This is a genomic window from Streptomyces sp. NPDC048417, assembly GCF_040651615.1.
In the GTDB taxonomy this organism is placed as follows: domain Bacteria; phylum Actinomycetota; class Actinomycetes; order Streptomycetales; family Streptomycetaceae; genus Streptomyces.
On record NZ_JBEZKI010000004.1, the window covers coordinates 95,319 to 119,886 of the forward strand.

The window sequence follows — 24,568 nt, forward strand, 5'->3', positions numbered from 1 at the left end:
GTGATTGTCCCCCGCGAAGGCCCGTCGCACCCCCCGCCGCCGGATCAGGCGATGAAGTCCCGCACCTGCTGGTAGACGCCGTAGTCGTCGTTCATGTCGGTGTGCGAGATGCAGCCGACGCCGACGTCGGTCGCCCCGCTCAGCAGCGCCGAGGAGTCCGGGTCGATCGCCGCGTCGCAGTTCGACCAGTACGCGGCGTACGAGACGCTGCCGGGCGTCTCGTCACCGGAGTTCAGCGCGGTCAGGAAGGAGCTGCCGGTGGTCATCTCCTTGCAGGACGTGTACAGCCACCCGCACAGCGAGGCGACGCTCGTCCCGTGGTTCACCCCGGCGACCGACACGAAGTCGTCCACGAAGGAGGTCCCGCCGAGGTTCTTGAGGTAGTAGCGGCTGTTCAGCGCGCCCATGGAGTGGACCACCAGGTCCACCTTCGAGGCGCCGGTCTGGGAGAGGACGGACTGGATGTAGGTCGACAGCTGCGAGGCGGTGGTGACGTTCGACTTCGTCCAGTCGTACGACCAGGCCCACAGCTGCGACGAGGTGTACCCGTCGGCCTTGAAGTCCGCGATCCAGCTGTCCCAGCTGCTGGAGTCGCTGCTGAGGCCGTGCACGAAGACGACCGGGTCGTGGCTCGCCGCCTGCGCGGGAGTCGTGGCCAGGGGGAGTGACAGAAGGAGCGAACCGGCTATCGCCGTCAGAGCGGTTGCGATGCGACGCGTGGCGCGTTGCATGATGCCTCCTGAAACGGGTGGGGTTGTTCAGGAGTGTCGGGACGGGTCTACGCGCGCCGCATCGGTGAAGTCGCCAGTCTTTACGAGTCAACTAACTCGCCAGTAACGTCTTTCGTGTGGTGATACCGGTGAATCCCCCACCTCTTGACCGCACTTCGCCACCGCAGACGTCCGACGCGGGGCCATGCCCGGCGTCGGCGCTCCCCGAGGGCGTACGCGCCCGGGTGCGACGCGTCGTATACGAAGACCAGCGCGCCGTGGCCGAACTCGTGCCGCGTCTCACCGCACGGCAGACGGCGGGACTCGACCCGCTGCCGGCCGAACCGGCCGAACTCGCCCCGCGGCTGCTCCATGCCCTGCGCCGGGAGATCCGCGCCCTGCCCGACGACACCCGCCGGCTGCTGCTCCTCGCCGCGGCCGACCAGTACCCGGTCGCCACCCACGCCTTCCTGCGCGCGGTCACGGCCGGACGGCTCGACACCCGCCCGCTGGAGGCCGCCGAGACCGCCGGGGTCGCCCATGCCAGTGCCGGCGGGGTGTTCTTCCGGGACGCCTGGACCCGGATCGCCGCCTACGGGACCGCCTCACCGGCCGACCGGCGCGAGGCCCACCAGCTGCTCGCCCGGGTGCTGGGCGGCAAGGACGAGACGACCCGCCGCTCCTGGCACCGGGGCGCCGCCGCGCTCGGCCCCAGCGCCCGGCTCGCTGCGGAACTCCGGATCGCCGCCGACCGGGCCCGTACCGAGGGCAGACCCGCGCTGGCCCGCGCCCTCGCCGAACGCGCCGCCGACCTCTGTCCGGATCCGGTGGCGGAGGCCCGGCTGCTCGCCCTGGCCGCCGCCGACGCCTGGCGCTCGGGAGAGCCCGACCGGGCGAGACGGCTCGCCGCCCGTACGGACGACTCCGCCCTCGACGGCGTCCTCGCCCTCAGAGCCGGCAACGCCTCGGAGGCCTTCGACGCCCTGCTCACCGCCGCCGTCCGGCAGGAACGTTCCGTCGACTCCGCCGATCTCCTCGCCCTCGCCACCGAGGCCGCCGTCTACACCGGCGACCTGAGACGCTGCCGCGAGGCCCATGACCTCGCCCGGTGGCTGGGCGTCCCCCCGCCCGGGATCCTCGCCGGACTCACCGCCGCCGTCGAGGGCCGCTACGACGACGCCCGGATCCTCCTCGAGGGCACCGCCGGCCGCTGCGGGCCCGGCGGCGACCCCGGTCTGCTGATCCACTCCGGCATGGCCGCGCTGATGCTGGGCGACCACACCCGCGCGGCCACCGCCACCCTCCGGGCCGCCGCCTCGGCCCGCGCCCACGGCATCCCGGCGCCGGCCGCGCAGGCCATGGAGTTCCGTGCCTACGCCGACTTCTGGACCGGCCGCACCCGGGCCGCCGAGGCCGCCGTCCAGGAGGCCCTGGGCCAGGCCCACGCCACCGGGCAGGACAACGGGGCCTGCCATCTCCAGGCCGCGCTCGCCATGTTCGCCGCCGTCCGGGGCGACGAGGAGGCCTGCCGCGAGCGCACCGCCGCCGTCCGCTCCCACGCCCTGGCGCACGGGCTCGGCCTGGCCGCCGCCCTCGCCCAGTGGGCGCTCGCCTTCCTCGACCTCACCAACGGCCGCTTCCCCGCTGCCGCCGCCCGGCTGCGCGCCCTCGCCGGGTTCGGCCCCGGACACGGCCACCGGGCCATCCGGCACCTGGCCACCCCGCACTACGTCGAGGCCGCCGTCCGCACCGGAGACACCCGGGTCGCCCGCGCCGCGCACGCCGACTACCACCGGTGGGCCACCGCCGTCCGCAGCACCGACGACCTCGCGCTCAGCGCCCGCTGCCGGGCCCTGCTCGCCCCCGGCGCCGAGGCCGTCCAGCACTACCGTGCCGCCCTCGACCTGCACGCCCGGGGCACCCGGGACCTCGAACGCGCCCGTACCGAGCTGCTGTTCGCCGGAGCCCTGCGCCGGCTGCGGCAGCGCCCCGAGGCACGCGACCGGCTGCACAGCGCGCTGGCCGCCTTCGAGTCCTTCGGCGCCCCGCACTGCGCCGCCCAGGCCCGTGCCGAACTCCGGGCTCTGGGAACGGCGTTGACACCTGCCACCGCCGGTGCGCCCGACCCGGCCGCCGTCCTCACCGCACAGCAGCTCATGGTCGCCCGGATGGCCGCCGAGGGCGCCACCAACCGTGAGATAGCCGACCGCCTCAACCTGAGCCCACGCACGATCGACCACCATCTTCGAGGCGTCTTCGCCCGATTGGGCATCAGGTCCCGCATCGAACTGGTCCGACTGCTGGCCGACGGGAAGGCTCCCTGAAGGGGCCGCGGAGCGCCCCGCAGGGGCGCGCGGAACTGCGCGACCAGCCACAACGGCGCCGCGGAAGACCGACAACCGTCCCGGCTTCCCGGCCGCAGCGCTCAGCGCGCCTCGCGCACCCGGAACGCCTCCGCGTCCCAGCAGCCGTCCAGCCGCGCGGACAGCCAACCCGGCGCCGCCGCACGGAAGTCGGCGGGCGCCAGCGCTCCGGCCCCGGCGGGCAGCGCACCGAGCAGCGGAGCCCCGGCCACCTCCGGAAGATCGGCGACATTGCAACGCGACGCCAGATCCGGGGACTCGGGCCAGCTGCCGATCACCACACCCAGCAACTCCAGTTCGCGGGTCCGCAGTTCACGGGCCGTCAGCTCGGTGGTGTTGAGGGTGCCGAGCCCGGCCGATGCCACCACCAGCACGGGCGCGTTGAGCAGCCGGGCCGCGTCCGCCAGAGTGCCGCCCGCCGCGTCGAACCGCACGAGCAGCCCGCCCGCGCCCTCGACCAGCACCAGATCGTGCTCGGTGGCCAGCTTGGCGGCGGCCTCCGCCACGTCGTGCGGACGCACGGGGGCCAGACCGGCCCGCCGGGCCGCCGTGCCGGGCGCCAACGGCTCCGGGTAGCGGGCGAGTTCGGCCGTCGTCACCGGGCCCGCGAGCCGCGTGACCTCGTCGGCGTCCCCGCGCTCGGCCGGTCCTACCCCGGTCTGCGCGGCCTTCAGGACCGCCACCGAGCGGCCCGCCGCGCGGGCCGCGGCGGCGACGGCGGCCGCGGTGACCGTCTTGCCGACCTCGGTACCCGTCCCCGTGATCATCAGGATCGGCATGTTCATCCCTCCCGCGCGGCGGCGCACACCGCGCGCGCGATCCGTGCCACGTCCGCGTCGCCCGTGACGTACGGCGGCATCGTGTAGACCAGATCGCGGAACGGCCGCAGCCACACGCCCTCCCGCACTGCGGCGGCCGTGGCGGCCTTCATGTCCACGTCGTGGTCGAGCTGGACGACCCCGATGGCGCCCAGGACGCGGACGTCCCGTACGCCGGGGATCTCCCGGGCCGGCGCCAGGCCGTCCCGCAGGCCCGTCTCGATCCGCTTGACCTCCGCCTGCCAGTCCTGGCCCAGCAGCAGCCCGAGCGAGGCACAGGCCACCGAGGCGGCCAGTGGATTGCCCATGAACGTCGGGCCGTGGGCCAGCACCGGCACCTCGCCCCGCGAGATGCCCTCGGCCACCAGGCGCGTGCACAGGGTCGCCGCCATCGTCAGATAGCCGCCGGTCAGCGCCTTGCCCACGCACATCACATCGGGGGTGACGGCCGCGTGGTCCGCCGCGAACAGCGCGCCCGTACGGCCGAAGCCGGTCGCGATCTCGTCGAACACCAGCAGCACGTCGTGCGCGTCGCAGGCCTCGCGCAGCACCCGCAGATAGGCGGGGGAGTGGAACCGCATCCCGCCCGCGCCCTGCACCACCGGCTCCACGATCACCGCGGCGAGTTCGTGCGCGTGCTGCTCGATCAGCGACCGCAGCTGGTCGGCATACGACTCCTCGTACTCGGCCGGCGGCGCGTCCGCGAAGACCTGGCGGGGCAGCACGCCGGACCACAGCTCGTGCATCCCGCCCTCGGGGTCGCACACCGACATCGGTTGCCAGGTGTCGCCGTGGTAGCCGCCCCGCCAGGTCAGCAGGCGCTGCTTCGCGGGGCGGCCGAGGGAACGCCAGTACTGCAGGCACATCTTGACCGCGACCTCGACCGACACCGAGCCGGAGTCGGCGAGGAAGACATGCTCGAGCCCGTCCGGCGACATGTCGACAAGGAGCTTCGCCAGACGTACCGCGGGCTCGTGGGTGAGCCCGCCGAACATCACATGGCTCATCCGGCCGAGCTGGTCGCGCGCGGCCTCGTTGAGCACGGGGTGGTTGTAGCCGTGGATCGCCGACCACCAGGACGACATCCCGTCGACAAGATCGTCCGCGCCGCCGGCCAACCTCAACCGGACCCCGCTCGCCGACTCCACGACGAGCGGTTCGGCCCGGCCCGGCATCGGTCCGTACGGATGCCAGACGTGCCGCCGGTCCAGCTCCAGCAGCTCGGGGACGCTCAGGTCAGGCATTGGGCGCGAGATCCGTTCCGGCGCCCCGGCGGCGGACGGCGACCAGGTCGGTGCGCGGCTCGTTCGCCGCGACGGCGGCCGTACCGCACAGGTCGGCGCCGTCGTGCCCGCCGCAGCCCGACCCGCACCCGGCCTCCGCGTGCGACCCGCAGCCCCCGGCCGCGACGTCCGCCCGGTGCTGCGGCAGGGTGACCTCGTCGGCGCCCTCCACCACGAACCCGGCGTCGGCGATCATCTCCAGGTCGGACTGGCCGGCCTGGCCCTCGGTGGTGAGGTAGTCGCCGAGGAAGATCGAGTTGGCGAGGTGCAGCGCGAGCGGCTGCATGGTGCGCAGATGGACCTCGCGGCCGCCCGCGATGCGGACCTCGACGTCCGGGCAGACGAACCGCACCATGGCCAGGATCCGCAGACAGCGCTGCGGGGTGAGGTTCCACTCCTTGGCCAGCGGGGTGCCCTCGACCGGGATCAGGAAGTTGACCGGCACCGAGTCCGGGTCCAGCTCGCGCAGCGAGAAGACCACGTCGACCAGGTCCTCGTCGCTCTCGCCCATGCCGGCGATCAGACCGGAGCAGGCCGACAGACCCGCCGCGTGCGCCTTGTTGACGGTATCCACCCGATCGGCGTACGTGTGCGTGGTCGTGATGTCCCCGTACGTCCCCTCGGACGTGTTGAGGTTGTGGTTGTACGCGTCCGCGCCCGCCTCGCGCAGCCGCTCGGCCTGGCCGTCGGAGAGCAGTCCGAGGCAGGCGCACACCTCGACGCCCTCGTTCTGCTCCTTGATCGCCTTGATGGTGCCGGCGACCCGGTCGACGTCCCGGTCGGTCGGGCCGCGTCCGCTCGCGACCAGGCAGACCCGCTTGGCGCCCCCGGCCAGACCGGCGGCCGCCGCCTTCGAGGCCTCGTCGGGTTTCAGCCAGCTGTACTTGAGGATCCCGGTCGAGGAGCCGAGGCGCTGCGAGCAGTAGGAGCAGTCCTCAGGACACAGGCCCGACTTGAGGTTGACCAGGTAGTTGAGTTTCACGCGTCGGCCGAACCAGTGCCGGCGCACCTTGCCGGCCGCGGCCACCACATCGAGCACGTCGTCGTCGGAGGTCGCCAGTACGGCGAGCGCTTCCTCGCGGGTCGGCAGCTCGCGCCGAAGCCCCTTGTCCACCAGCGTGTTCAGCAGGTCCATGAGAGCCGATCCTCTACTACGAGGCTGCTCCGGGCCAAGGAGAGTTTGCACAACCCTGTCAGTTCGACGTGTGGGTATTGCCACACAGTGGGTGGCCGGTGGTCCCGCTAGGGTCTGTCCACTGCCTACAAATTCTCCGGAGGAGCCATGGCGTTCGGCTGGATCGACGAACAGGCGGAACTACGCCGCCGCGCCGGACTGGTACGGACCCTGCGCCCCCGTCCCGCCGACTCGCCGCTGCTGGATCTGGCGAGTAATGACTACCTGGGCCTCGCCCACCACCCGGAGGTCACCGAGGGCGCGGCCGGGGCGGCCCGGACCTGGGGCGGCGGCTCCACCGGTTCCCGGCTGGTGACCGGTACCACCGAACTCCACACCGAGCTGGAGCGCGAGCTGGCCGAATTCTGCGGGTTCGAGGCGGCCCTGGTCTTCTCCTCCGGCTACGCCGCCAACCTCGCCGCCGTCACCACTCTCGGCCCGCACGGCTCCCTGATCGTCTCCGACGCCCTCAACCACGCCTCCCTGATCGACGGCTGCCGGCTGGCCCGGGGCGCCACCCAGGTCGTCGGACACGCCGACCCGGACGCCGTACGCAAGGCGCTCGGCACCCATGAGGGACCCGCGGTCGTCGTCTCCGACACGGTGTTCTCGGTGGACGGCGACGCGGCCCCGCTGGCCGCCCTGGCCGCGGCCTGCCGGGAGCGCGGCGCCGGGCTGCTCGTGGACGACGCCCACGGGCTCGGGGTCCTCGGGGACGGCGGGCGGGGCGCGCCGTACGCGGCCGGGCTGTCGGGCGCCGAGGACGTGGTGGTCACGGCGACCCTGTCCAAGTCGCTGGGCAGCCAGGGCGGGGCCGTGCTCGGCCCGGCCCGGGTGATCGACCATCTGGTGAACGCGGCCCGGACCTTCATCTTCGACACCGGCCTGGCCCCTGCCGCGGCGGGGGCGGCCCTGGCGGCGCTACGGCTGCTGCGCCGTGAGCCCGGACGCGCGGTGCGGGCCCGTGAGGTGGCCGCGGAGCTGCACGCGCGGCTGACCGCCGCGGGTCTGGAAGCGGTGCGTCCGGACGCCGCGGTGGTCTCCGTGCGGGCCTCGTCCCCGGAGGGGGCCGTGCGGTGGGCGGCCGACTGCCGTACGGCAGGCCTGGCCGTGGGGTGTTTCCGTCCGCCGTCCGTGCCGGACGGCATCTCACGGCTCAGGCTGACCGCCCGAGCGGACCTCTCCGGGGCCGAGATCGAACGCGCTGTACAGGTGATCGGTGAGACACGACCATGAGTCGGCGTGACACGGCCGGGCCTTGTCCGAATGCGGATATGGAGTCGGTTACGGGCTGATCAGCCGGTGAGCGCCGACACGAACCCCGCCCAGCTCCCGGGGGAGAAGAGCAGCGCGGGTCCGGCCGGATCCTTGGAGTCGCGCACGGCGAGCAGTCCGGTCAGCCGACCGGAGCGCGGCCGTGCCGTCTCCACACAGTTGTTCGCTCCGGTGCTGTAGCTGCTGCGCAGCCACCGCAGTCCGTGCAGATCAGCACTTGAAGGTACGTTCCGAGGCAGTGCAGTCATGGTGCCTCCTTACGCGCCGTCACCTATCCCGGCGATGTAATCCAACGAGTCCTCGGGCGAAAGGGCGTGGATCTGAAGGGTGTTGAAGGCCTCCGCGTAGGCCTGGAGGTCTTCTTTCCGTTCGAGGTAGAGGCTACTCGTCAACTGGTCGAGAACAACCACATCCAGATCAGAAGTGCTCGGAAATGAGAAGATTACGAAAGGCCCGGTGATGCCGATATGGGCTCCGGCCGAGAACGGCAACACCTGGAGCCGTACCTGGGGCAGCCGGGCCGCCTCCACCAGCCGCTCCAGCTGTCTGGCCATCACGCCGGGCCCGCCGACCTCCCGGCGCAGCACCGCCTCGTCCAGCACCGCGCTCAGCTCCAGCGGCGGATGGTTGCGCAGCACGTCCTGCCTGGCCAGACGCACCTTGACGAGAGCGTCCAGGGCCTCGTCGTCGAGCCCGTCGACGGCCGCCCGGGTCACGGCACGCGCGTACTCGGGGGTCTGCAGCAGCCCCGGTACGACCGAGGTCTCCAGCGTGCGCATCGCGCTGGCCTGCGACTCCAGGCTGATGAAATCCCGGTAGGTGGGCGGCAGCACCCCACGATAGGCGTGCCACCAGTGGTGCCGCCCGGCGGTGTCCTCCGACCCCGCCAACACCAGCAGCAACTCGCGCAGTTGCCCCTCGATCACGCCGTAGGCGTCGAGGAGTAACCGCACATCGGCCGGTTTCACACCGCTGGCGCCGGTCTCGATCCGGCTCACTTTCGACTGATGCCAGCCCACCAGACGGGCGGCCTCACCGCTCGTGAGGCCGGCGCCGGTGCGCAGTGTGCGCAGTTCGGCGCCCAGTTTCCGGCGGCGTACCGCGGGACCGTTCTGCATGGGCTACTCCTTACTCCTCCCGAGCCGCCCAAATACGCTCTGGGGTAGCAGAGTTCACCGCATCGAGCGACAGATATATGCATATCTTGGTGGATCGCTCCCCTGGCTGCCCTGGTAATGGCAGTCTGACGAAGAAGCACCAGTCCGGGACCGTACTCGAACCATCCGCGCCGTGTCGGGCTCCGGTCCCGTGGGAAAGGGACGACGTCGCCATGGCAGACCACCTGGAAGCATCCGTCACTCTGCCGAGCGATCCCGCCTCGGTCTCCGCGGCCCGCTCCTATGTGCTGGGCACGCTCGCGGAATGGGGGCTGCCACCGGAGACGGAGACCGCGGACACCATCCGCCTCATCGTCTCAGAACTCGCCACCAACGCGGTGCAGCACACCTTCGGACAGTCACCCACCTTCACGGTGGGCCTCGTCCTCGACCGTGACGAACAGCTGCGCATCGGCGTCACGGACAGCCATCCGCGCTTCCCCAAGAGACTCCCAGCCGCGGTCCAGCAGGACAACGGGCGCGGCATGGTCATCATCCGCTGGCTCACCGCGGAGTGCGGCGGCAAGCTCCGGGTGCGTCCCACCCGGGAGGGCGGCAAGACCGTCTTCATCGAACTGCCCTGGGCGATCCCGGCCGGCACGGTCACCGCCGCCGGCCAGCAGGAACCGTAGCCCCGAGTTCCCGCCGGCCGGCCGCAGGGTGGGTCAGCTGACCCGGCCGTACCAGACGCTTCGCGTCCAGATCTTCTGGAGCTTCACCACGTCCCCGGTCTTCGGGGCGTGCCAGATCCTTCCCTTCCCGGCGTAGATGCCGACGTGGTACACGCTGGAACCCGAGTGGAAGAAGACCAGGTCCCCGGCCTTGCGGTTGCCGGCCGAGATGTGACGGGTCTTGTTGTACTGCTGGGCCGCCGTACGCGGGAGCTTCTTGCCCGCCTTCTTGAACGAGTACAGCGTGAGCCCGGAGCAGTCGAACCGGTTCGGTCCGGTGGCACCCCAACTGTAGGGCGAGCCCTTCTTCGAGGCCGCGATCCGAAGTGCTTTCGTCCCCATCGTGGCGGCCGAGGCGTCGGAGGCGACACCGGGGATCACGATGGAGCCGCCCACGGCGGCGATGGTGAGCGCCGAGGCCGTGCCGGCCCGCGCCATCAGCGACGGGACACGATTGAGCGCAGTCATGCGCAACCCTTCGTCAGCCGCCTGTGAAGGATGACCTGTCGGATTCGGGCTGGCGAAGTTGCCCGGCCGCGTTGCCACGGCTTCACCCCAAGGGCTGCGCGGGCCGGTCATGGTGCGACCGTTCCGGCGACCCGTCGTGCTTGGGTCCTCCACTCCTGCCGATCCACTTCCGTCGACCGGTCATCCGGGCGGCGGCAGGACTCGGCGTCCGCCCGGATCGCCCCGCCGTTGTGGCGGGGGCTTGTCGTCAGACAGGGATCTTCACTCACGCCTGTCCGAAAATCCCAACGGAACCGTGGATTTGTGGGGTTACTCACCACCCACCCGTTCGGGTGGACGGCGCTGTGTTCGATTAGTCGTCAACTGGCCGACGTAGCCCCGGACCTGCACCGGAGCCCTCCGTGGGCACCTTTGAGCACGCACCTTGAGCGGCTCCGGCGGTCAGGTAAAACCACGCCATCCTCCGCCGAACGGCGGTAACCCCTTTGGGTCGTTTCAACTCCGGCCCGGTCGGCCGGTGGACGCGTCGCACCGGACTTCGCCGGGCGTCACCGTACGCAGTCGGGCGGGAGTGCGACGCGCGCGGTCCGGCGCTCGCCGTCGAGCACCCGCAACGCCCGTGCCAGCGTGTCCCCGTGAAGCTCCGTCTCGCCCCGTCGATGCATCAGGGCGAGTGCGTCGCGCAGCTCGGACGCCGCGCGCACCAGCGCCTGCGCGGCGCGCAGCCCACGATAGGTGTCCTCGTTCTGCGCCGGGTTGATACGGCCCAGCAGGTCGACCACGTCCAGGTAACGGTCGATCAACTCGCCCTCGGCGCGGGTCAGCGCGGGCAGCGGCGGCAGCTCGGGTGGCAGCATCGGCCGCTCACCCCGCGTCCGGCAGGCCGAGCGAGGTCCTGCGGCTGGGCACGATCCGGTCCACCAGCCCGTACGCCAGCGCCGCCTGCGCGTCCAGCGTCAGATCCCGCTCCAGGTCCTGGTGGACCTGGGCCGGTGCCCGCCCGGTGTGCCGGACGAGCATCTCCTCGAGCAACGTGCGGATCCGCTCCAACTCCGCCGCCTGGATGACCAGATCACTCGGCTGGCCCTGTACCGGCTGCGGCAGCGACGGCTGCTGGAGCACGATGCGCGCACCCGGCAGCACGGACCGCTTGCCCGGCGTGCCCGCCGCGAGCAGCACCGCGGCCGACGCCCCGGCCTGCCCCAGGCAGATCGTCTCCACGTCACAGGTGACGTACTGGAGGGTGTCGTAGATCGCGGCCATCGCGCTGAACGAGCCGCCCGGCGAGTTGATGTACAGCGAGATGTCCCGCTCCGGAGCCGCGTGCTCCAGGTACATGAACTGCGCCATCACGTCGTTGGCCGAGGTCTCGTCGACGGGTGCGCCGAGGAAGACGATCCGCTCCTCCAGCAGCTTCGAGTACGGATCCAGGGTGCGCTGCCCGGTGCTGGTGCGTTCGGTGAACTCGGGCAGGACATAGCGGGCGGACGGTCGGGTCATGGCGTACCCCTCCTCGCGGCTGAGCTGTGTCAGCGGCCGGACTCTCCGTAAGAAATGTACAGGACGTACAGAGCCTTGGATGGGTGTCGCGAGGGGATTCCGCTGAGGCCGAACAAGATGTGATGTCCGAGGTGCCCCGTAAGCTGGGGGCATGGCCTACGAGATTCCGGTGACGCAAGCCAGGGCGGAGCTCGCCGAACTGATCAACCGGGTGGTGTACGGCGGTGAGCGTGTCGTCGTGACGCGGCACGGCAAGCCGCTGGTCGCCCTCGTCTCCGCCGCCGACCTCGAACGCCTCGAAGAGCTCTCGGAAGCCGCCGAGGACCAGGTGGTGAGCGCGGTCTCCACGGTCCGCGAGAGCGCCGCCGTACGCCCGGAGCGAGGCCGCTTCGGCATCGCGGCCGAACACCGGGGCGCCGCGGGCTCCTAGCGGCCGTCATGACATCGGCCCTCCTCCGGAAGCGTTCGGAGGAGGGCCGACGAGTGTGCCGACGGTGCCCGGCGACCGGGTTGTTCACCCGTACGGGCGCGGACTCGCCGGCGAGCGGCGACACGATCCGTTCGGCGGTGCCGACGACCGCCGTGCACGTCACCGTCCCGGCCGGCGCCGACCGTGCCGTGGAGGCGGCGGCCGGCGTGATCGAGCCGGTCGGCCGCGCGTGCCGGTCGGGAGGGTCACCGAGGCCCCGATCGATCACGCGCCCCTGAGTGAGGCGGCGCGGCGGCGGGCGGCGGAGGGGCTGTGGCGCCGGCGCCGAGGGTGCGCGCCCTGCGCCGGGACCCGCCCCATGCGCCGGTCATCAGATGATCAAGGTCCGGTTAACGTCGTCGAAACTCCGGCGAACTAGCCTGCCGATCCACGCCACCAGGGGTTTTCGTATCCGGATCGGGTTCCTGAGCCCGATCTGTCGCGGTGGCTGCGGCAACCGGACCCCGCACGGTCCGGAGCGAGGACTGTGAGGTGGGACGTGCAACTGACCCCGCACGAGCAAGAGAGGCTGCTGATCCATGTGGCGGCCGACGTGGCCGAGAAGCGCCGGGCCCGCGGGCTGAAGCTGAACCACCCCGAGGCGGTCGCCCTCATCACGTCGCACATCCTCGAAGGCGCCCGTGACGGCCGTACCGTCGCCGAACTCATGGCCTCCGGACGCAAGCTCCTCACCAGGGACGACGTCATGGAGGGCATCCCCGAGATGATCCACGACGTCCAGGTCGAGGCGACCTTCCCGGACGGCACCAAGCTCGTCACCGTCCACGACCCGATCGTCTGAGGGGGCCGCCGATGATTCCCGGAGAGATCCTCTTCGCCGACGAGCCCATCGTGTACAACGAGGGCCGTGACGTCACCCGGATGACCGTCCTCAACGCCGCCGACCGGCCCGTCCAGGTCGGCTCCCACTATCACTTCGCCGAGGCCAATCCCGGACTGGAGTTCGACCGGGGTGCCGCGCGCGGAAAGCGACTGAACGTCGCTGCCGGCACCGCCGTCCGCTTCGAGCCCGGCATCCCCGTCGACGTCGAACTCGTCCCCCTCACCGGGGCCCGTGTCGTACCCGGGCTGCGCGGGGAGACCGGAGGTGCCCTCGATGCCTGAGATCTCCCGCGCCGCCTACGCGGACCTGTTCGGACCAACGACCGGCGACCGGATCCGGCTCGCCGACACCGACCTGATCGTGGAGATCGAGGAGGACCGTTCCGGCGGGCCCGGGCTCGCCGGTGACGAGGCCGTCTTCGGCGGCGGCAAGGTCATCCGCGAGTCCATGGGCCAGTCGCGCGCTACGCGCGCAGACGGCACTCCCGACACGATCGTCACCGGCGCCGTGATCATCGACCACTGGGGCATCGTCAAGGCCGACGTCGGCATCCGCGACGGCCGGATCACCGGCATCGGCAAGGCGGGCAACCCCGACACCATGGACGGAGTCCACCCGGACCTGGTGATCGGGCCCGAGACCGAGGTCATCGCCGGCAACGGGCGCATCCTGACCGCCGGCGGCGTCGACGCCCACGTGCACTTCATCTGCCCAGGGATCGCCGACGAGGCGCTGGCGTCCGGGATGACGACACTGGTGGGCGGCGGCACCGGTCCGGCCGAGGGCTCGAAGGCCACCACCGTGACACCGGGGCCGTGGCACCTCGCCCGGATGCTGGAGGCGATGGAGCAGTACCCGCTCAACATCGGCTTCCTCGGCAAGGGCAACACCGTCTCGCACGAGGCGATGCTCTCGCAGATCCGGGGCGGCGCCCTGGGGCTGAAGCTGCACGAGGACTGGGGGTCCACCCCGGCGGTCATCGACGCGGCCCTCACCGTCGCGGACCGCACCGGTATCCAGGTGGCCATCCACACGGACACGTTGAACGAGGCCGGGTTCGTCGGTGACACCCTCGCGGCGATCGGCGGGCGCGGGATCCACGCCTACCACACCGAGGGGGCGGGCGGCGGGCACGCACCGGACATCATGACCGTCGTCTCCGAACCGCACATACTGCCGAGTTCGACGAATCCGACGCGGCCGTACACCGTGAACACCGCCGAGGAACACCTCGACATGCTCATGGTGTGCCACCACCTCAATCCGGCGGTGCCGGAGGATCTCGCCTTCGCCGAGTCACGGATCCGGCCGTCGACCATCGGGGCCGAGGACGTCCTGCACGATCTCGGTGCGATCTCCATCATCTCGTCCGACGCGCAGGCCATGGGGCGGGTCGGCGAGGTGATCCTGCGGACCTGGCAGACCGCGCATGTGATGAAGCGGCGGCGCGGCGCGCTGCCGGGCGACGGACGGGCCGACAACCACCGGGTACGGCGGTATGTCGCCAAGTACACGATCAACCCGGCGCTCGCCCAGGGACTCGCCCGTGAGATCGGGTCCGTCGAGAGCGGCAAGCTCGCCGACCTCGTGCTGTGGGAGCCCGCGTTCTTCGGGGTCAAGCCGCACCTCGTCCTCAAGGGCGGCCAGATCGCCTATGCGCAGATGGGTGACGCCAACGCGTCGATCCCGACGCCCCAGCCGATTCTGCCGCGCCCCATGTACGGGGCGATCGGACGGGCGCCGGCCGCCAACTCCTTCAACTTCGTCGCCCCGCTCGCCGTCGAGGACGGGCTGCCGGAGCGGTTGCAGCTCGGGAAGCGGTTCGTCGCCATCGAGTCGACCCGTGGGGTGACCAAGGCGGACATGCGGGAGAACGACGCGCGTCCGAGGGTGCGGGTCGACCCCGACAGCTTCGCCGTGTACATCGACGGAGAGCTGGTCGAGGCGACACCGGCAGCCGAACTGCCCATGGCCCAGCGCTACTTCCTGTTCTGAGAGCAGGGGTCTCTGATGTCTCGGGCAGCGTTGCTGGTACTGGCCGACGGCCGCTTCCCCGCCGGAGGGCATGCGCACTCCGGCGGGGCGGAGGCCGCTGTCAAGGCCGGGCGGATCACCGGAGCGGCGGATCTGGAGGAGTTCTGCCGGGGGCGGTTGCACACGGCGGGGCTGGTGGCGGGTGCGCTCGCCGCGGCCGCGGTACTCGGTGTGGAGGTAAGGGAGTTGGACGCGGCGGCCGACGCGCGGACGCCGTCGCCGGCGCTGCGGGGCGTCGCGCGCAGGCTCGGGCGGCAGCTGCTGCGGGCCGCGCGTGCAACCTGGCCGGGTGCCGAACTCGACGCTCTGGCAAAGGAGTTCCCCAAGGGGGCTCATCAGCCGGTGGTGTTGGGGGTGGTGGCCAGGGCCGCGGGGCTCTCGGCCGAGGACGCGGCCTACTGCGCGGCGTACGAGTGCGTGAGCGGGCCGGCCACGGCGGTGGTGCGGTTGCTGAGCCTGGACCCGTTCGAGGCGACGGGGGTGCTGGCCCGGTTGGCGTCCGAGGTGGATCGGGTGGTGGACCGGGCGGTGGAGGCGGCGCGGCGGGTGGCCGCGGGGGGTGGGGCGGACGAGCTGCCCGCCGCGTCCGCGCCGTTGCTGGAGATCGGGGCCGAGTGGCATGCGGGGTGGGCGGTGCGGTTGTTCGCGTCGTAGCCGGCTCGCCCCCGCGGCCCCTGCCCGTCCCGCCCAGGGGGCTGTGCCCCCTTCGACCCCCGCGTCCTGGAGGCTGCCGCCCCCGGACCCCCGCTTCGGCCCGAACGGCCTCGTCCTCGAACGCCGGACGGGCTGAGAAGCGGGCCGATCTCACGAAGGAGCCGTACATGCATCTCGACCACGATCTCCACCACGGCCCTGCCGCCGTCAGCGCCGACGCCCGTCGTCCCGACGGATCCCGGCGTGCCCTGCGCATCGGGCTCGGTGGGCCCGTCGGGTCCGGCAAGACCGCTACCGTCGCGGCCCTCTGCCGGGCCCTGCGTGACGAGCTGTCCCTCGCCGTCGTCACCAACGACATCTACACGCGTGAGGACGCCGAGTTCCTGTTGCGGGAGGCCGTGCTGCCGCCCGAGCGGATCACCGCCGTCGAGACAGGGGCCTGTCCGCACACCGCGATCCGGGACGACATCTCGGCCAACCTCGAAGCCGTGGAGGACCTGGAGGACGAGGTCGGGCCGCTGGATCTGATCCTCGTCGAGTCGGGCGGCGACAACCTCACGGCCACCTTCTCGAAGGGGCTCGTGGACGCGCAGATCTTCGTGATCGACGTGGCCGGAGGCGACGACATTCCGCGGAAGGGCGGCCCCGGTGTCACCACGGCCGACCTGCTCATCGTCAACAAGACCGACCTGGCTCCCTACGTGGGATCGGATCTCGCGCGGATGGCCGCCGACGCGAAGGCGCAGCGGGCTGAACTGCCCGTCGCCTTCCAGTCGTTGCGCAGCGAGGCCGGGGTCGGGGAAGTCGCCCGGTGGGTGCGGGAGCGGCTCGCCGCGTGGACGGCATGACCGCCACCGGGGTGCGCGCGCACGCACGGATCGTCGCCCGGGGCGACGGGCGGGGCGGTACCTCGCTTCCCGTGCTGGAGGGGGAGGGGCCGCTCGCGCTGCGGCGTACCCGGGGGACCGGGGCCGAGGCCCGGGTGATGATCGTCGGGGCGATGAGCGGGCCGCTCGGCGGCGACCGGTTCGGGATCGAGGCCCGGGCGGAGGGAGCGGCCCGGCTGTCGGTCGGATCGGCCGCGGCGACCATCGCACTGCCGGGGCAGCTGAAGGGCGAGGCCCGGTACGACGTGCGGCTCGACGTCGCCGACGGTGCAGAACTGCGGTGGCTGCCCGAGCAGTTGATCTCGGCCAAGGGGAGCGATCTGTACGTCTCCACCCGCGTCGACGTCGGGGCGGGCGGCCGGCTGGTGCTGCGGGAGGAGCAGGTGCTCGGTCGGGTGGGGGAGGAGCCCGGGCGGCTCACCAGCCGGCTCACGGTGCGCGTGGCCGGCAAGGCGCTCCTCGACCAGGAGCTGGCCTGCGGGCCCGGGGCGCCCGGTGGCTGGGACGGGCCCGCTGTGCTGGCGGGACACCGCGCGGTGGGACAACTCGTCGTCGTACGACCGGAGTTCGCGGCGGAGCCAGTGGCGGCACGGATGCTGGGGGAGGGCGCCGCGCTCACTCCGCTCGCCGGGCCCGCCGTGCTCGTGAGTGCGGTGGCCGGCGATGCTCTGCGGCTTCGACGGGTGCTGGACGAGGCGTTGGGCCACCTCGGCGGCTGATCCGCTCAGCGGGACGCGATCGTCCGGTTATCGGATTGGTAAAGACGGCTGCCACCCCCTGTCCTCAGGAGGCTCACAGCCGGAAGGATCTCCCCTGACTATTCGTAACCAGGTACGGGGAGGGGCCCACTTGAGGGACAACTTCAGATCGAGGAGCCGAGTACTGGCGTTCGGTTCGGCCGGGGCGCTCGTCACCGCGAGCCTGATCACCGGTGCGCTCGCGGCCCCCGCGGCCGGCGCCGAGGCCCGGCACGGGCAGGACCGCGAGCAGCGGGGTGCGGCCGTCGCCGCCGCGCATGCCGCCAAGGCGGGCATCGACTGGGCGGACTGCCCCGCCGACTGGGCCCTGACGAAGCCCGTCCAGTGCGGCTGGGTCAGCGTGCCGCTCGACTACGCGAAGCCCTACGGCAAGCAGATCAAGCTCGCCGTCGACCGCATAGGCAACACGGGGACGAAGGCGGAGCGCCAGGGCGCGCTCGTCTACAACCCCGGCGGCCCGGGCGGCTCGGGAATGCGCTTCCCGCTCCGGGTCACCACCAAGAACCCCCTGTGGGTCAACACCTCGAAGGCGTACGACTTCGTGGGCTTCGACCCGCGCGGTGTCGGCCACTCGGCGCCCATCTCCTGCGAGGACCCGCAGGAGTTCGTGAAGGCCCCCAAGGCCGACCCGGTACCGGACACCGAGGCCGACAAGACCGCGCAGCGCAAGCTCGCCAAGCAGTACGCGGACGGCTGCGCCGAGCGCACCGGCCGGGCGATGCTCCAGCAGATGACCACCGCCAACACCGCCCGCGACCTGGACGTCATCAGGGCCGCGCTCGGCGAGAAGAAGCTCAACTACCTCGGTGTCTCCTACGGCACCTACCTCGGCGCGGTGTACGGGACGCTGTTCCCGGGGCACGTCCGCCGGATGATCGTCGACAGCGTCGTCAACCCGTCGCGCGAGAACATCTGGTACGAGGCCAACCTGGGCCAGGACGTCGCCTTCGAGGGCCGCTGGAAGGACTGGGAGGACTGGGTCGCCGCCCACGACTCCGCCTTCCACCTGGGGACCACGCGGGACGCCGTCCAGGCCAAGTGGCTCCAGCTGCGCGCCACCGCCAAGGCGAACCCGATCGGCGGGGTCGTCGGACCGGCCGAGCTCATCGGCTTCTTCCAGAGCGCGCCGTACTACGACTCCTCGTGGGTCCCGGTCGCCACGGTGTTCAGCAAGTACTTCGCCGGTGACACCCAGGCGCTGGTCGACGCGGCCGCCCCGGACCTCACCGACACCGCCGGCAACATCACCTCGGAGAACGGCAATGCCGTCTACACCGCCGTCGAGTGCACCGACGCCAAGTGGCCCACCAGCTGGCGCAAGTGGGACCGCGACAACACCGAGCTCAACAAGCAGTACCCCTTCATGACCTGGGCCAACGCCTGGCTGAACCTCCCCTGCGCCACCTGGCCGGTCAAGCAGCAGACCCCGGTGCACGTCACCACCCACAAGGGCCTGCCGCCGGTGCTGATCGTGCAGTCCACCCGTGACGCCGCCACCCCGTACCCGGGCGCCGTCGACCTGCACAAGCGCTTCAAGGGCTCCCGTCTCATCACCGAACAGGGCGCCGGCTCGCACGGTGTGACCGGTCTGGTCAACCCGTGCATCAACAGCCGTGTCGACACCTACCTGCTCACCGGGAAGGTGGACGGCGCGGACGTCACCTGCACGCCGCACGCGACACCGCAGCCGTAATCCCTCCGGAACGGCGACGAGGGGCGGCGGGAACACTCCCGCCGCCCCTCGGTCGTACAGGTCAACTCAACGGCGCCCGCGGGAACTTGCGCTCCCTCGCCCCCTTCGTCGCCGCCTGCCCGGCCTTGACGACGGCCGCGTACTCGTCGACGTACTCCTGCTCGGAGAGGTGAAGGATGGCGTACATGATCTCGTCGGTGATCGCACGCAGGACCGCCTTCTCGTTCTCCATCCCGGCGTAGCGGGAGAATTCGAGGGGCTTGCCGAAGCGGATCACGACGGGGTGGATGTTCGGGATGACCTTGCCGGGCGGCTGCGCCTCGAAGGTGCCGATCATCGCGCACGGGATCACCGGGGCACCGGCCCGCAGCGCCATCACGGCCACGCCGACCTTGCCCTTGTAGAGCCGGCCGTCGTGCGAGCGTGTGCCCTCCGGATAGATGCCGAGCAGCTCGTCCCTGCTCAGCACCCCGAGCCCCTCACGGATCGCGGCCTGGCCGGCCTCCTTGCCGGAGCGGTCCACCGGGATCTGCCCGGCGCTGCGGAAGAAGAAGGCGGTCAGCCGGCCCCGCACCCCCGGACCCGTGAAGTACTCGGCCTTGGCGAGGAAGGTGATCCGCCGCTTGAGGACGGCCGGCATCAGGAAGTGGTCGGCGAAGGAGAGATGGTTGCCGGCGACGATGGCCGGGCCCGACGCGGGCACATGTTCCAGACCTTCTATCCGGGGCCGGAACACCAGCCGTAGCAGCGGCCCCAGAAGTACGTACTTGAGCAGGTAGTAGAACACGGCTCGCCCCTCACTTTGCCGGCTCTCCTGCGAGCCGGTGTCATCCCAGGTCAGTACTGCTGTCAAGGCGGCCGGCTCCGGTGCGCCTGTCGCCATCTGTCGCCATGTTCGGTCGGCCCCGTGCTGACCCTCTACTGACTTACTTGACAGTTCATCAGTTATATCGTCGGTGCGGTGCTGATCGACAGTTTGCCGCCTTGCGGGCTTCGGTGCGCGTAGGGGTGACGCGTCCGTAGCGTCTGAGACACAGTGCGAGGCGCCCGGTACCCCCTCGGCGGCGGGATCAGCCGGGTCGGCCGTTCCTCCCAGTCGATGCAGGACGATATCTGGCCATCCTCGCGGTAGTCGATCCCGTCCTGGTTTTCGCGGCGGGAAACAGACTCGCCGGAGCGGGCTGAAAGGTTCTGACGGGGGCACCCGGCTCTCGGCGGCACCGATGGGGGTGCCGGCTCCCGCAAGGAAAGGGAAACTCGTGTATATAGGCCTGGGTACCATCGTCATCATCATTGTCATCGTCGCTGTCGTCATGATGCTGCGCGGCCGATGACCTGTGCCCCGTGCCGCACAACAGCCACAACCTTTCAAAAGGGGGAATGGGCGTGGCTTTGTTGATTCCTGCACTTCTTCCTCGCCCTGATATCCGGTAGCGCCGGATTCGATCGAGACCGTGCTGCCCCTCGGCGTCGGCCGCCGTGCGGACGGATGCCCAGACCGGAAAACAAAATGGTGTGGGACGGAAAACGGTGGGCACTCGACCCACCGAGGGACGCCCACAGAAAACGTAGGGCGGGTTTCCTCGTTATTCGCACACTACAAGGGGAGGTTTTGTATGACGGACATGTGGGGTTACCAGGCCGGGTCGGGCCATCAGGCGGGGACGGACCTGACCGGATTCAAGGTCGAGGCGAGCGACGGCTCGATCGGCAAGGTCGACAAGCACTCCGAGGACGTCGGAGCCGCGTACATCGTCGTCGACACCGGAGTGTGGATCTTCGGCAAGCAGGTTCTGCTTCCTGCCGGTGTCATCTCGTCCATCGACGTCGCGGAGCGGACGATCCACGTCGGCCGTACCAAGGACGAGATCAAGAACTCCCCCGAGTTCGACAAGGACAAGCACGCCGGTGACCCCGGCTACCACGAGCAGGTCGGCGGCTACTACGGAGACCACCGAGCCTGACCGTCGCTTTGCAGCACACCGGGGCGGCAACCGACGTTCTGTCGGCGGCCGCCCTTCGCTGTGCCCTGGCAGTCCGGCGGAGGCGGTGGACATCATCCGCCCGCTCCTGCCGGGGGAGAACGTCAACCACCACGGTGTCCACTTCGATTTCGACGTGGTGAACGCCAGGCATGGGGAATCGGTGGCCCGCGCTCACGACCGCCAAAAAAGCGGGATCCCCGAAATGGGATCCCGCTCAGCATCTGCCTTGTCAGTGCCTTGTCAGTGCCTTGTCAGTGCTTGAAGACGTCCTTCGTCTTCTCCTTGGCCTGACGGGCCGCACCCTTCGATTTCTTGGTCTGCCCTTCGGCCGCCATCCGCTCGTTGCCCACGGTACGGCCGACCGTCTCCTTGGCCTTCCCCGTGGTCTCTTCCATCTTGCCCTTTGCCTTCTGCCCTCCGGCCATTGTCGTTCACTCTCCTAGGCCCATGGGAAATCGTCCACTCGTTCCGAGTACCCCCTATGCGGCAGTAAAACGGGGTGGCGTTGAATGTGTGGTGAACCGAGTCCGCACGGTGCAGTGCTTGGCGCTCCTGAGCTGCCGCCCCGGCCCTCGGCGGGCGCCGCGCCGCACTCTCATCCGGCCTGGGTGAAGATGCGAGGGCATTCGCGTACGCGCACCATGGGCGTGACACCGCATGGCGGGTGAGGACGTCGGCCGTGCCCGGGTGCTCCTCCGCCGGGCGAGCGCCGGTGCGAACGCAGAACAGGCGCTGCCCGTGCCGCGTGACGCGGCTGTGCGGCACATCGTCCGTTCCCGTGGAAGGGGCTCCTCCGTGGCCTCCACCATCAGCTGATCCGGCGTCCGCCGCAGGCGGTATGGGGGGGTGGTGGCCGATCCGACTCATTACGGGGAGTGGGTGGTGGGGCCCTCCAGGTCGGTGCCGCTCGACCAGGCCTGGCCGGCTGTCGGATCCAGGCTCCGTTACACCGTGCGGCTGGGTCCCTGGTCGGCGGACGGGGTGACGACGGTCCGTCACCAGGAATCCGGAAGTGAGCTGGAACTGGAGAGGCATGGAGCCGTGTCGGGCAGGACCTCGTAGGGGCCCTGTTCACGCCTTTCCCTCCGGTGCGCTCCGGGCTCCGGCTGGCGGCGAGGTTCCGGGCCGCGGGCGGGCTGCGGCTGGCCCGGAACCTCGCCCTGCCGGTGCGCCGCCTGGGCGACGAGGAGTTCCGGGGTGAGGGGGCACGGCTGCTGCTGGCCGGGAACGCCCTGCACGCCGACCTGGCCCCCGAGGCGGTGGGCAACGGTGGATTCGGCTGGCTGATGTCGATGCTCGGACAGAGTCACGGCACTCCGGTCCCCGTCGGCGGGGCGGGCGCCCTGACCGCGGCGCTCGTGAGCCGGCTGCGGCACCGCGGCGGCGTTGTGCGGTGCGGGGAGCGCGTCCCCGGCACCGGCCGGCCCGAGACCCCCGTAAGGGGCCTCTACCTCGTCTCCGCGGCCGCCCACCCCGGCGGAGGAGTCCACGGAGCTCCCGGAGCGAACGCCGCCCGAGCCGCGCTACGGCCCTACGGACTGCACACCCTCCTCCACCGTGCCCAAGGGAGCTGAACCGCCGAGATGTGAGCCGCGTCAGCGCTTGTTCTCGTCGGCCTCCTCGTCGTACTCGTCCTCCGGCTCCTCTTCGTCGTACTCCTCCTCCTCTTCCTCCCCTTCTTCCTCGGGGGCCTCCCCGTCTTCTTCGTCGTACTCTTCCTGGCCCTCGGCCTCCCCTTCCGCTTCCTCCTCTTCCAGCGCCTCCTCGTGGCTGCGGACCACCTCGCCGTCGCGGATCTCTCCGCGCCAGCCCTCGACTTCCTCGTCGGCGAACGTGACATAGCGCTGGAAGTTCTTGAAGTCCAGCCGCAAACGACGGCCTTGGGCGCGCCACAGGTTGCCGGTCTTCTCGAAGAAGCCCGACGGGTAGTACTCGACGACGAGCACGATGCGCGTCAGGTCGGGCGTGAGTTCGTGGAAGCTGACACAGCCGTGGGTGGTGCCTTTCGCGCCCTCGGAGCTCCATACGATGCGCTCGTCCGGCACCTGCTCCTCAACGGATGCCTTCCAGCCGCGGGTTGACGGACCGACCTTCACCTTCCAGGTGCTGGCGACCTCGTCGTTCTTGGACACACTGCGTACGCCTTTGGTGAAGCCGCTGAACTCCTCGTACTGGGTCCAGTAGTTGTACGCCGTGCGGATCGGGACACCCACGTCCAGCACCTCGATGATGTTCATGACCTTGGTGCTGCCGGCCTTGCCGCCGCTCCCTCCGCCGAAAATGCCCTTGACCTTGCCCATCACGTTGTCCTTGAGCCCCTTGGCCTTCTCACCGGCGAAAGCCTTCAGCGGGGAGTCGCCCTGGAGAATCCGACCGCCGACACCGGCGAGCGTTCCCCCGTTCTCGGCCACGTCGAGGAGCTGGTCGGTGACATCCCCCAGCTTGTCCCCTGCCTTGTCGACGAGATGTCCCATCTGGGCGCCGAGGTAGTCGACGAGCTCTTCGCGCAGCAGGTCCAGACCCGAACTCTCTTCGTGGTTGGTGTCATGCACTTTGCCGGCCATGACCTACCTCCGCCGCGCGGTCGTCTTCTTGGCAGCGGTCTTCCGCGCCTGGGCCGTCTTCCTGGCCGGTGCCTTCTTCTCGGCCGTCCTCTTCGTCGCGGTCTTCTTGGAAGTAGGCCGCTTCGCGGTGGCCTTCTTGGCCGGAGGCGGAGACTTCTTCGCGGTCTTCTTCGCCGGCGCCGCCTTCTTGGCGGGGGGCCGGTGCGCCGCGGTCTTCTTCGCGGTCTTCTTCGCCGGTGCCGCCTTCCTTGCGGGAGCGGCCTTCTTCGCGGCCGCCTTACGGGGAGCGGGTTGGTCCGGGCGCTTCCTCGCCGCGGTTGCGGTCCGCCGACGGCGACGCGGTGGCGGTTCCTCCTCGGCCTCTTCCTCGGCCTCTTCCTCGGGTTCTTCCTCTTCGGGTTCCTCCTCGGGTTCCTCCTCCTCGGGCTCTTCCTCCTCGCCCTCCTCCGCTTCTTCTTCGTCCTCGTCCTCGTAACGCCCCCCGCCCTCCTCGGGCTCCTCCTCGTCCTCCTCGTACTCGTCCTCTCCGTCCTCGTCCTCGTCCTTTTCCTGACCAATGCGCTGCGTCCGCTCGTGGAGCGAGTCGGCAAGGTCGGTGAGGCGCCGATCGGCAGCGGCTGCAAGGGCTTTGCGGCCGGCGTCCAGTAGTTCGCCGCGCACCTGCTCGTTCAGCTCGGCGACCCCTGGAACATCACCGATCTTGCGGAGTCCGGTCGTCATCAGCTGCTGTGGGTCGAGCCCAAAGCGACGGCCGGCGAGGTAAGTTGCCATGGCGAAGGCAAGGCGCGCCTTCTTGGTACGTCCGAGTACATAGCCCGCTGCGACGGCGGCGGCGAGGCCGACCTTGGTCGTGTCGTTCATAAGCCGGTTTCCCTTCACAAAGGGCAGGTGGAAACGCCCGCGTCCGGACCAACGCCCCGGTCCCTAACCCGTGATGAAGACTCAAAGCGGATCGCACGCGCACCGTGCCCTCACTGCCCGCTGTGTCGCGGACACACCATGCAACCACCGGGCAGGTCCCCGCGAAGTCATCCACGCAAAGGCGATATGTGTCCCTATGTGATGAAATTATAGTGTTCGTGGATGGAATTTGGCGCAGGCTCCGACCACCGGAGAGATCATGGCCGCACCAGAACCCCGGAGGCGATCCGGCGGGGGGGGGGGCGGCGGCGGGGGGGGCGGGGGGCGGCGGGGCGCCCGCCGCCGCCGCCTCGCGGCCCGCCCCCCGGCCCGCCGCTCCCCCCGGGGGCCGCCGGCGGCG

General features: G+C 70.8%; 25 protein-coding genes, 1 pseudogene and 1 riboswitch. Of the genes and pseudogenes, 13 read left to right on the forward strand and 13 right to left on the reverse strand.

Annotated elements, in window-relative coordinates; all coding sequences use genetic code 11:
- Positions 1-44 precede the first annotated feature (44 nt).
- Positions 45-731 (reverse strand): triacylglycerol lipase, encoded by a 687-nt coding sequence (locus AB0D59_RS07450; RefSeq protein WP_362561978.1) that lies wholly within the window; start codon positions 729-731, stop codon positions 45-47.
- Between the two features lie 116 nt (positions 732-847).
- Between AB0D59_RS07450 and AB0D59_RS07455 the strand changes: the two genes are divergently transcribed.
- A complete protein-coding gene (locus tag AB0D59_RS07455; RefSeq protein WP_362561981.1) occupies positions 848-3,034 on the forward strand; it encodes a LuxR C-terminal-related transcriptional regulator in 2,187 nt (728 codons plus the stop codon).
- Positions 3,035-3,135: 101 nt separating this feature from the next.
- Here the strand turns inward: AB0D59_RS07455 and bioD are convergent, their stop codons facing one another.
- From bioD to bioB, 3 genes are read right to left on the reverse strand one after another with little or no spacing between them, the layout of a single operon-like run.
- Complete coding sequence (bioD, locus tag AB0D59_RS07460; protein ID WP_362561984.1) at positions 3,136-3,852, reverse strand: dethiobiotin synthase; 717 nt, start codon at positions 3,850-3,852, stop codon at positions 3,136-3,138.
- Between the two features lie 2 nt (positions 3,853-3,854).
- Positions 3,855-5,135, reverse strand: coding sequence for an adenosylmethionine--8-amino-7-oxononanoate transaminase (locus tag AB0D59_RS07465; RefSeq protein ID WP_362561986.1), 1,281 nt, complete (start codon positions 5,133-5,135; stop codon positions 3,855-3,857).
- Positions 5,128-6,309, reverse strand: coding sequence for a biotin synthase BioB (bioB, locus tag AB0D59_RS07470; protein ID WP_362561989.1), 1,182 nt, complete (start codon positions 6,307-6,309; stop codon positions 5,128-5,130). Before bioB ends, AB0D59_RS07465 begins: the two co-directional genes overlap by 8 nt.
- Positions 6,310-6,456: 147 nt before the next feature.
- Between bioB and AB0D59_RS07475 the strand changes: the two genes are divergently transcribed.
- Positions 6,457-7,584 (forward strand): 8-amino-7-oxononanoate synthase, encoded by a 1,128-nt coding sequence (locus AB0D59_RS07475; RefSeq protein ID WP_362561992.1) that lies wholly within the window; start codon positions 6,457-6,459, stop codon positions 7,582-7,584.
- A 59-nt stretch (positions 7,585-7,643) separates the two neighbouring features.
- On the opposite strand, the gene AB0D59_RS07480 is transcribed toward AB0D59_RS07475, so the two are convergent.
- Together AB0D59_RS07480 and AB0D59_RS07485 are read right to left on the reverse strand one after the other, a co-directional pair.
- The gene (locus AB0D59_RS07480) at positions 7,644-7,871 is read right to left on the reverse strand and encodes a DUF397 domain-containing protein (protein WP_362561995.1); all 228 of its coding nucleotides are present in this window, start codon (positions 7,869-7,871) and stop codon (positions 7,644-7,646) included.
- Positions 7,872-7,880: 9 nt separating this feature from the next.
- A complete protein-coding gene (locus AB0D59_RS07485) occupies positions 7,881-8,741 on the reverse strand; it encodes a helix-turn-helix transcriptional regulator (protein ID WP_351733792.1) in 861 nt (286 codons plus the stop codon).
- A 212-nt stretch (positions 8,742-8,953) separates the two neighbouring features.
- Between AB0D59_RS07485 and AB0D59_RS07490 the strand changes: the two genes are divergently transcribed.
- On the forward strand, positions 8,954-9,412 hold the full coding sequence (locus tag AB0D59_RS07490; RefSeq protein ID WP_362561998.1) for an ATP-binding protein: 459 nt from the start codon (positions 8,954-8,956) through the stop codon (positions 9,410-9,412).
- 33 nt (positions 9,413-9,445) lie between these two features.
- Here the strand turns inward: AB0D59_RS07490 and AB0D59_RS07495 are convergent, their stop codons facing one another.
- The 3 genes from AB0D59_RS07495 to AB0D59_RS07505 form a co-directional block, all read right to left on the reverse strand.
- The gene (locus AB0D59_RS07495; protein ID WP_362562000.1) at positions 9,446-9,919 is read right to left on the reverse strand and encodes a C40 family peptidase; all 474 of its coding nucleotides are present in this window, start codon (positions 9,917-9,919) and stop codon (positions 9,446-9,448) included.
- 3 nt (positions 9,920-9,922) lie between these two features.
- Positions 9,923-10,136: riboswitch (cyclic di-AMP (ydaO/yuaA leader) on the reverse strand.
- A 331-nt stretch (positions 10,137-10,467) separates the two neighbouring features.
- Positions 10,468-10,776, reverse strand: coding sequence for a hypothetical protein (locus AB0D59_RS07500; protein ID WP_046730013.1), 309 nt, complete (start codon positions 10,774-10,776; stop codon positions 10,468-10,470).
- A 7-nt stretch (positions 10,777-10,783) separates the two neighbouring features.
- Entirely contained in the window at positions 10,784-11,419 is a 636-nt protein-coding gene (locus AB0D59_RS07505) for an ATP-dependent Clp protease proteolytic subunit (RefSeq protein WP_362562002.1), read from the reverse strand.
- 151 nt (positions 11,420-11,570) lie between these two features.
- On the opposite strand from AB0D59_RS07505, the gene AB0D59_RS07510 reads away from it, so the two are divergent.
- The 8 genes from AB0D59_RS07510 (at position 11,571) to AB0D59_RS07545 (ending at position 18,758) form a co-directional block, all read left to right on the forward strand.
- Complete coding sequence (locus AB0D59_RS07510; protein ID WP_362562004.1) at positions 11,571-11,849, forward strand: type II toxin-antitoxin system Phd/YefM family antitoxin; 279 nt, start codon at positions 11,571-11,573, stop codon at positions 11,847-11,849.
- A 538-nt stretch (positions 11,850-12,387) separates the two neighbouring features.
- Positions 12,388-12,690, forward strand: coding sequence for an urease subunit gamma (locus tag AB0D59_RS07515; protein ID WP_010355509.1), 303 nt, complete (start codon positions 12,388-12,390; stop codon positions 12,688-12,690).
- Between the two features lie 11 nt (positions 12,691-12,701).
- Positions 12,702-13,013, forward strand: a complete 312-nt coding sequence (locus AB0D59_RS07520) for an urease subunit beta (protein ID WP_362562007.1) — start codon at positions 12,702-12,704, stop codon at positions 13,011-13,013.
- Entirely contained in the window at positions 13,006-14,727 is a 1,722-nt protein-coding gene (locus AB0D59_RS07525; RefSeq protein ID WP_362562010.1) for an urease subunit alpha, read from the forward strand. Before AB0D59_RS07520 ends, AB0D59_RS07525 begins: the two co-directional genes overlap by 8 nt.
- Before the next feature lie 15 nt (positions 14,728-14,742).
- Complete coding sequence (locus AB0D59_RS07530; RefSeq protein ID WP_362562013.1) at positions 14,743-15,420, forward strand: urease accessory UreF family protein; 678 nt, start codon at positions 14,743-14,745, stop codon at positions 15,418-15,420.
- 167 nt (positions 15,421-15,587) lie between these two features.
- Complete coding sequence (gene ureG, locus AB0D59_RS07535) at positions 15,588-16,268, forward strand: urease accessory protein UreG (RefSeq protein ID WP_362562016.1); 681 nt, start codon at positions 15,588-15,590, stop codon at positions 16,266-16,268.
- Positions 16,265-17,026: an urease accessory protein UreD gene (locus AB0D59_RS07540; RefSeq protein ID WP_362562662.1), complete on the forward strand. Its 762-nt coding sequence runs from the start codon at positions 16,265-16,267 to the stop codon at positions 17,024-17,026. Before ureG ends, AB0D59_RS07540 begins: the two co-directional genes overlap by 4 nt.
- A 130-nt stretch (positions 17,027-17,156) precedes the next feature.
- A complete protein-coding gene (locus AB0D59_RS07545) occupies positions 17,157-18,758 on the forward strand; it encodes an alpha/beta hydrolase (protein ID WP_362562018.1) in 1,602 nt (533 codons plus the stop codon).
- 61 nt (positions 18,759-18,819) lie between these two features.
- On the opposite strand, the gene AB0D59_RS07550 is transcribed toward AB0D59_RS07545, so the two are convergent.
- Entirely contained in the window at positions 18,820-19,545 is a 726-nt protein-coding gene (locus tag AB0D59_RS07550) for a lysophospholipid acyltransferase family protein (protein WP_362562664.1), read from the reverse strand.
- A gap of 829 nt (positions 19,546-20,374) precedes the next feature.
- Here AB0D59_RS07550 and AB0D59_RS07555 point away from each other — a divergent pair.
- Positions 20,375-20,722: a PRC-barrel domain containing protein gene (locus tag AB0D59_RS07555; RefSeq protein WP_362562021.1), complete on the forward strand. Its 348-nt coding sequence runs from the start codon at positions 20,375-20,377 to the stop codon at positions 20,720-20,722.
- Between the two features lie 272 nt (positions 20,723-20,994).
- Here the strand turns inward: AB0D59_RS07555 and AB0D59_RS07560 are convergent, their stop codons facing one another.
- Positions 20,995-21,168 (reverse strand): CsbD family protein, encoded by a 174-nt coding sequence (locus AB0D59_RS07560; protein WP_362562024.1) that lies wholly within the window; start codon positions 21,166-21,168, stop codon positions 20,995-20,997.
- Positions 21,169-21,777: 609 nt separating this feature from the next.
- Here AB0D59_RS07560 and AB0D59_RS07565 point away from each other — a divergent pair.
- Positions 21,778-22,152, forward strand: a pseudogene (locus tag AB0D59_RS07565) (NAD(P)/FAD-dependent oxidoreductase); the annotation flags it as partial.
- A 186-nt stretch (positions 22,153-22,338) separates the two neighbouring features.
- Here the strand turns inward: AB0D59_RS07565 and AB0D59_RS07570 are convergent.
- Both AB0D59_RS07570 and AB0D59_RS07575 read right to left on the reverse strand, forming a co-directional pair.
- Entirely contained in the window at positions 22,339-23,307 is a 969-nt protein-coding gene (locus AB0D59_RS07570) for an SRPBCC family protein (protein ID WP_362562027.1), read from the reverse strand.
- 3 nt (positions 23,308-23,310) lie between these two features.
- Complete coding sequence (locus tag AB0D59_RS07575) at positions 23,311-24,168, reverse strand: histone protein (protein ID WP_362562030.1); 858 nt, start codon at positions 24,166-24,168, stop codon at positions 23,311-23,313.
- Positions 24,169-24,568 lie beyond the last annotated feature (400 nt).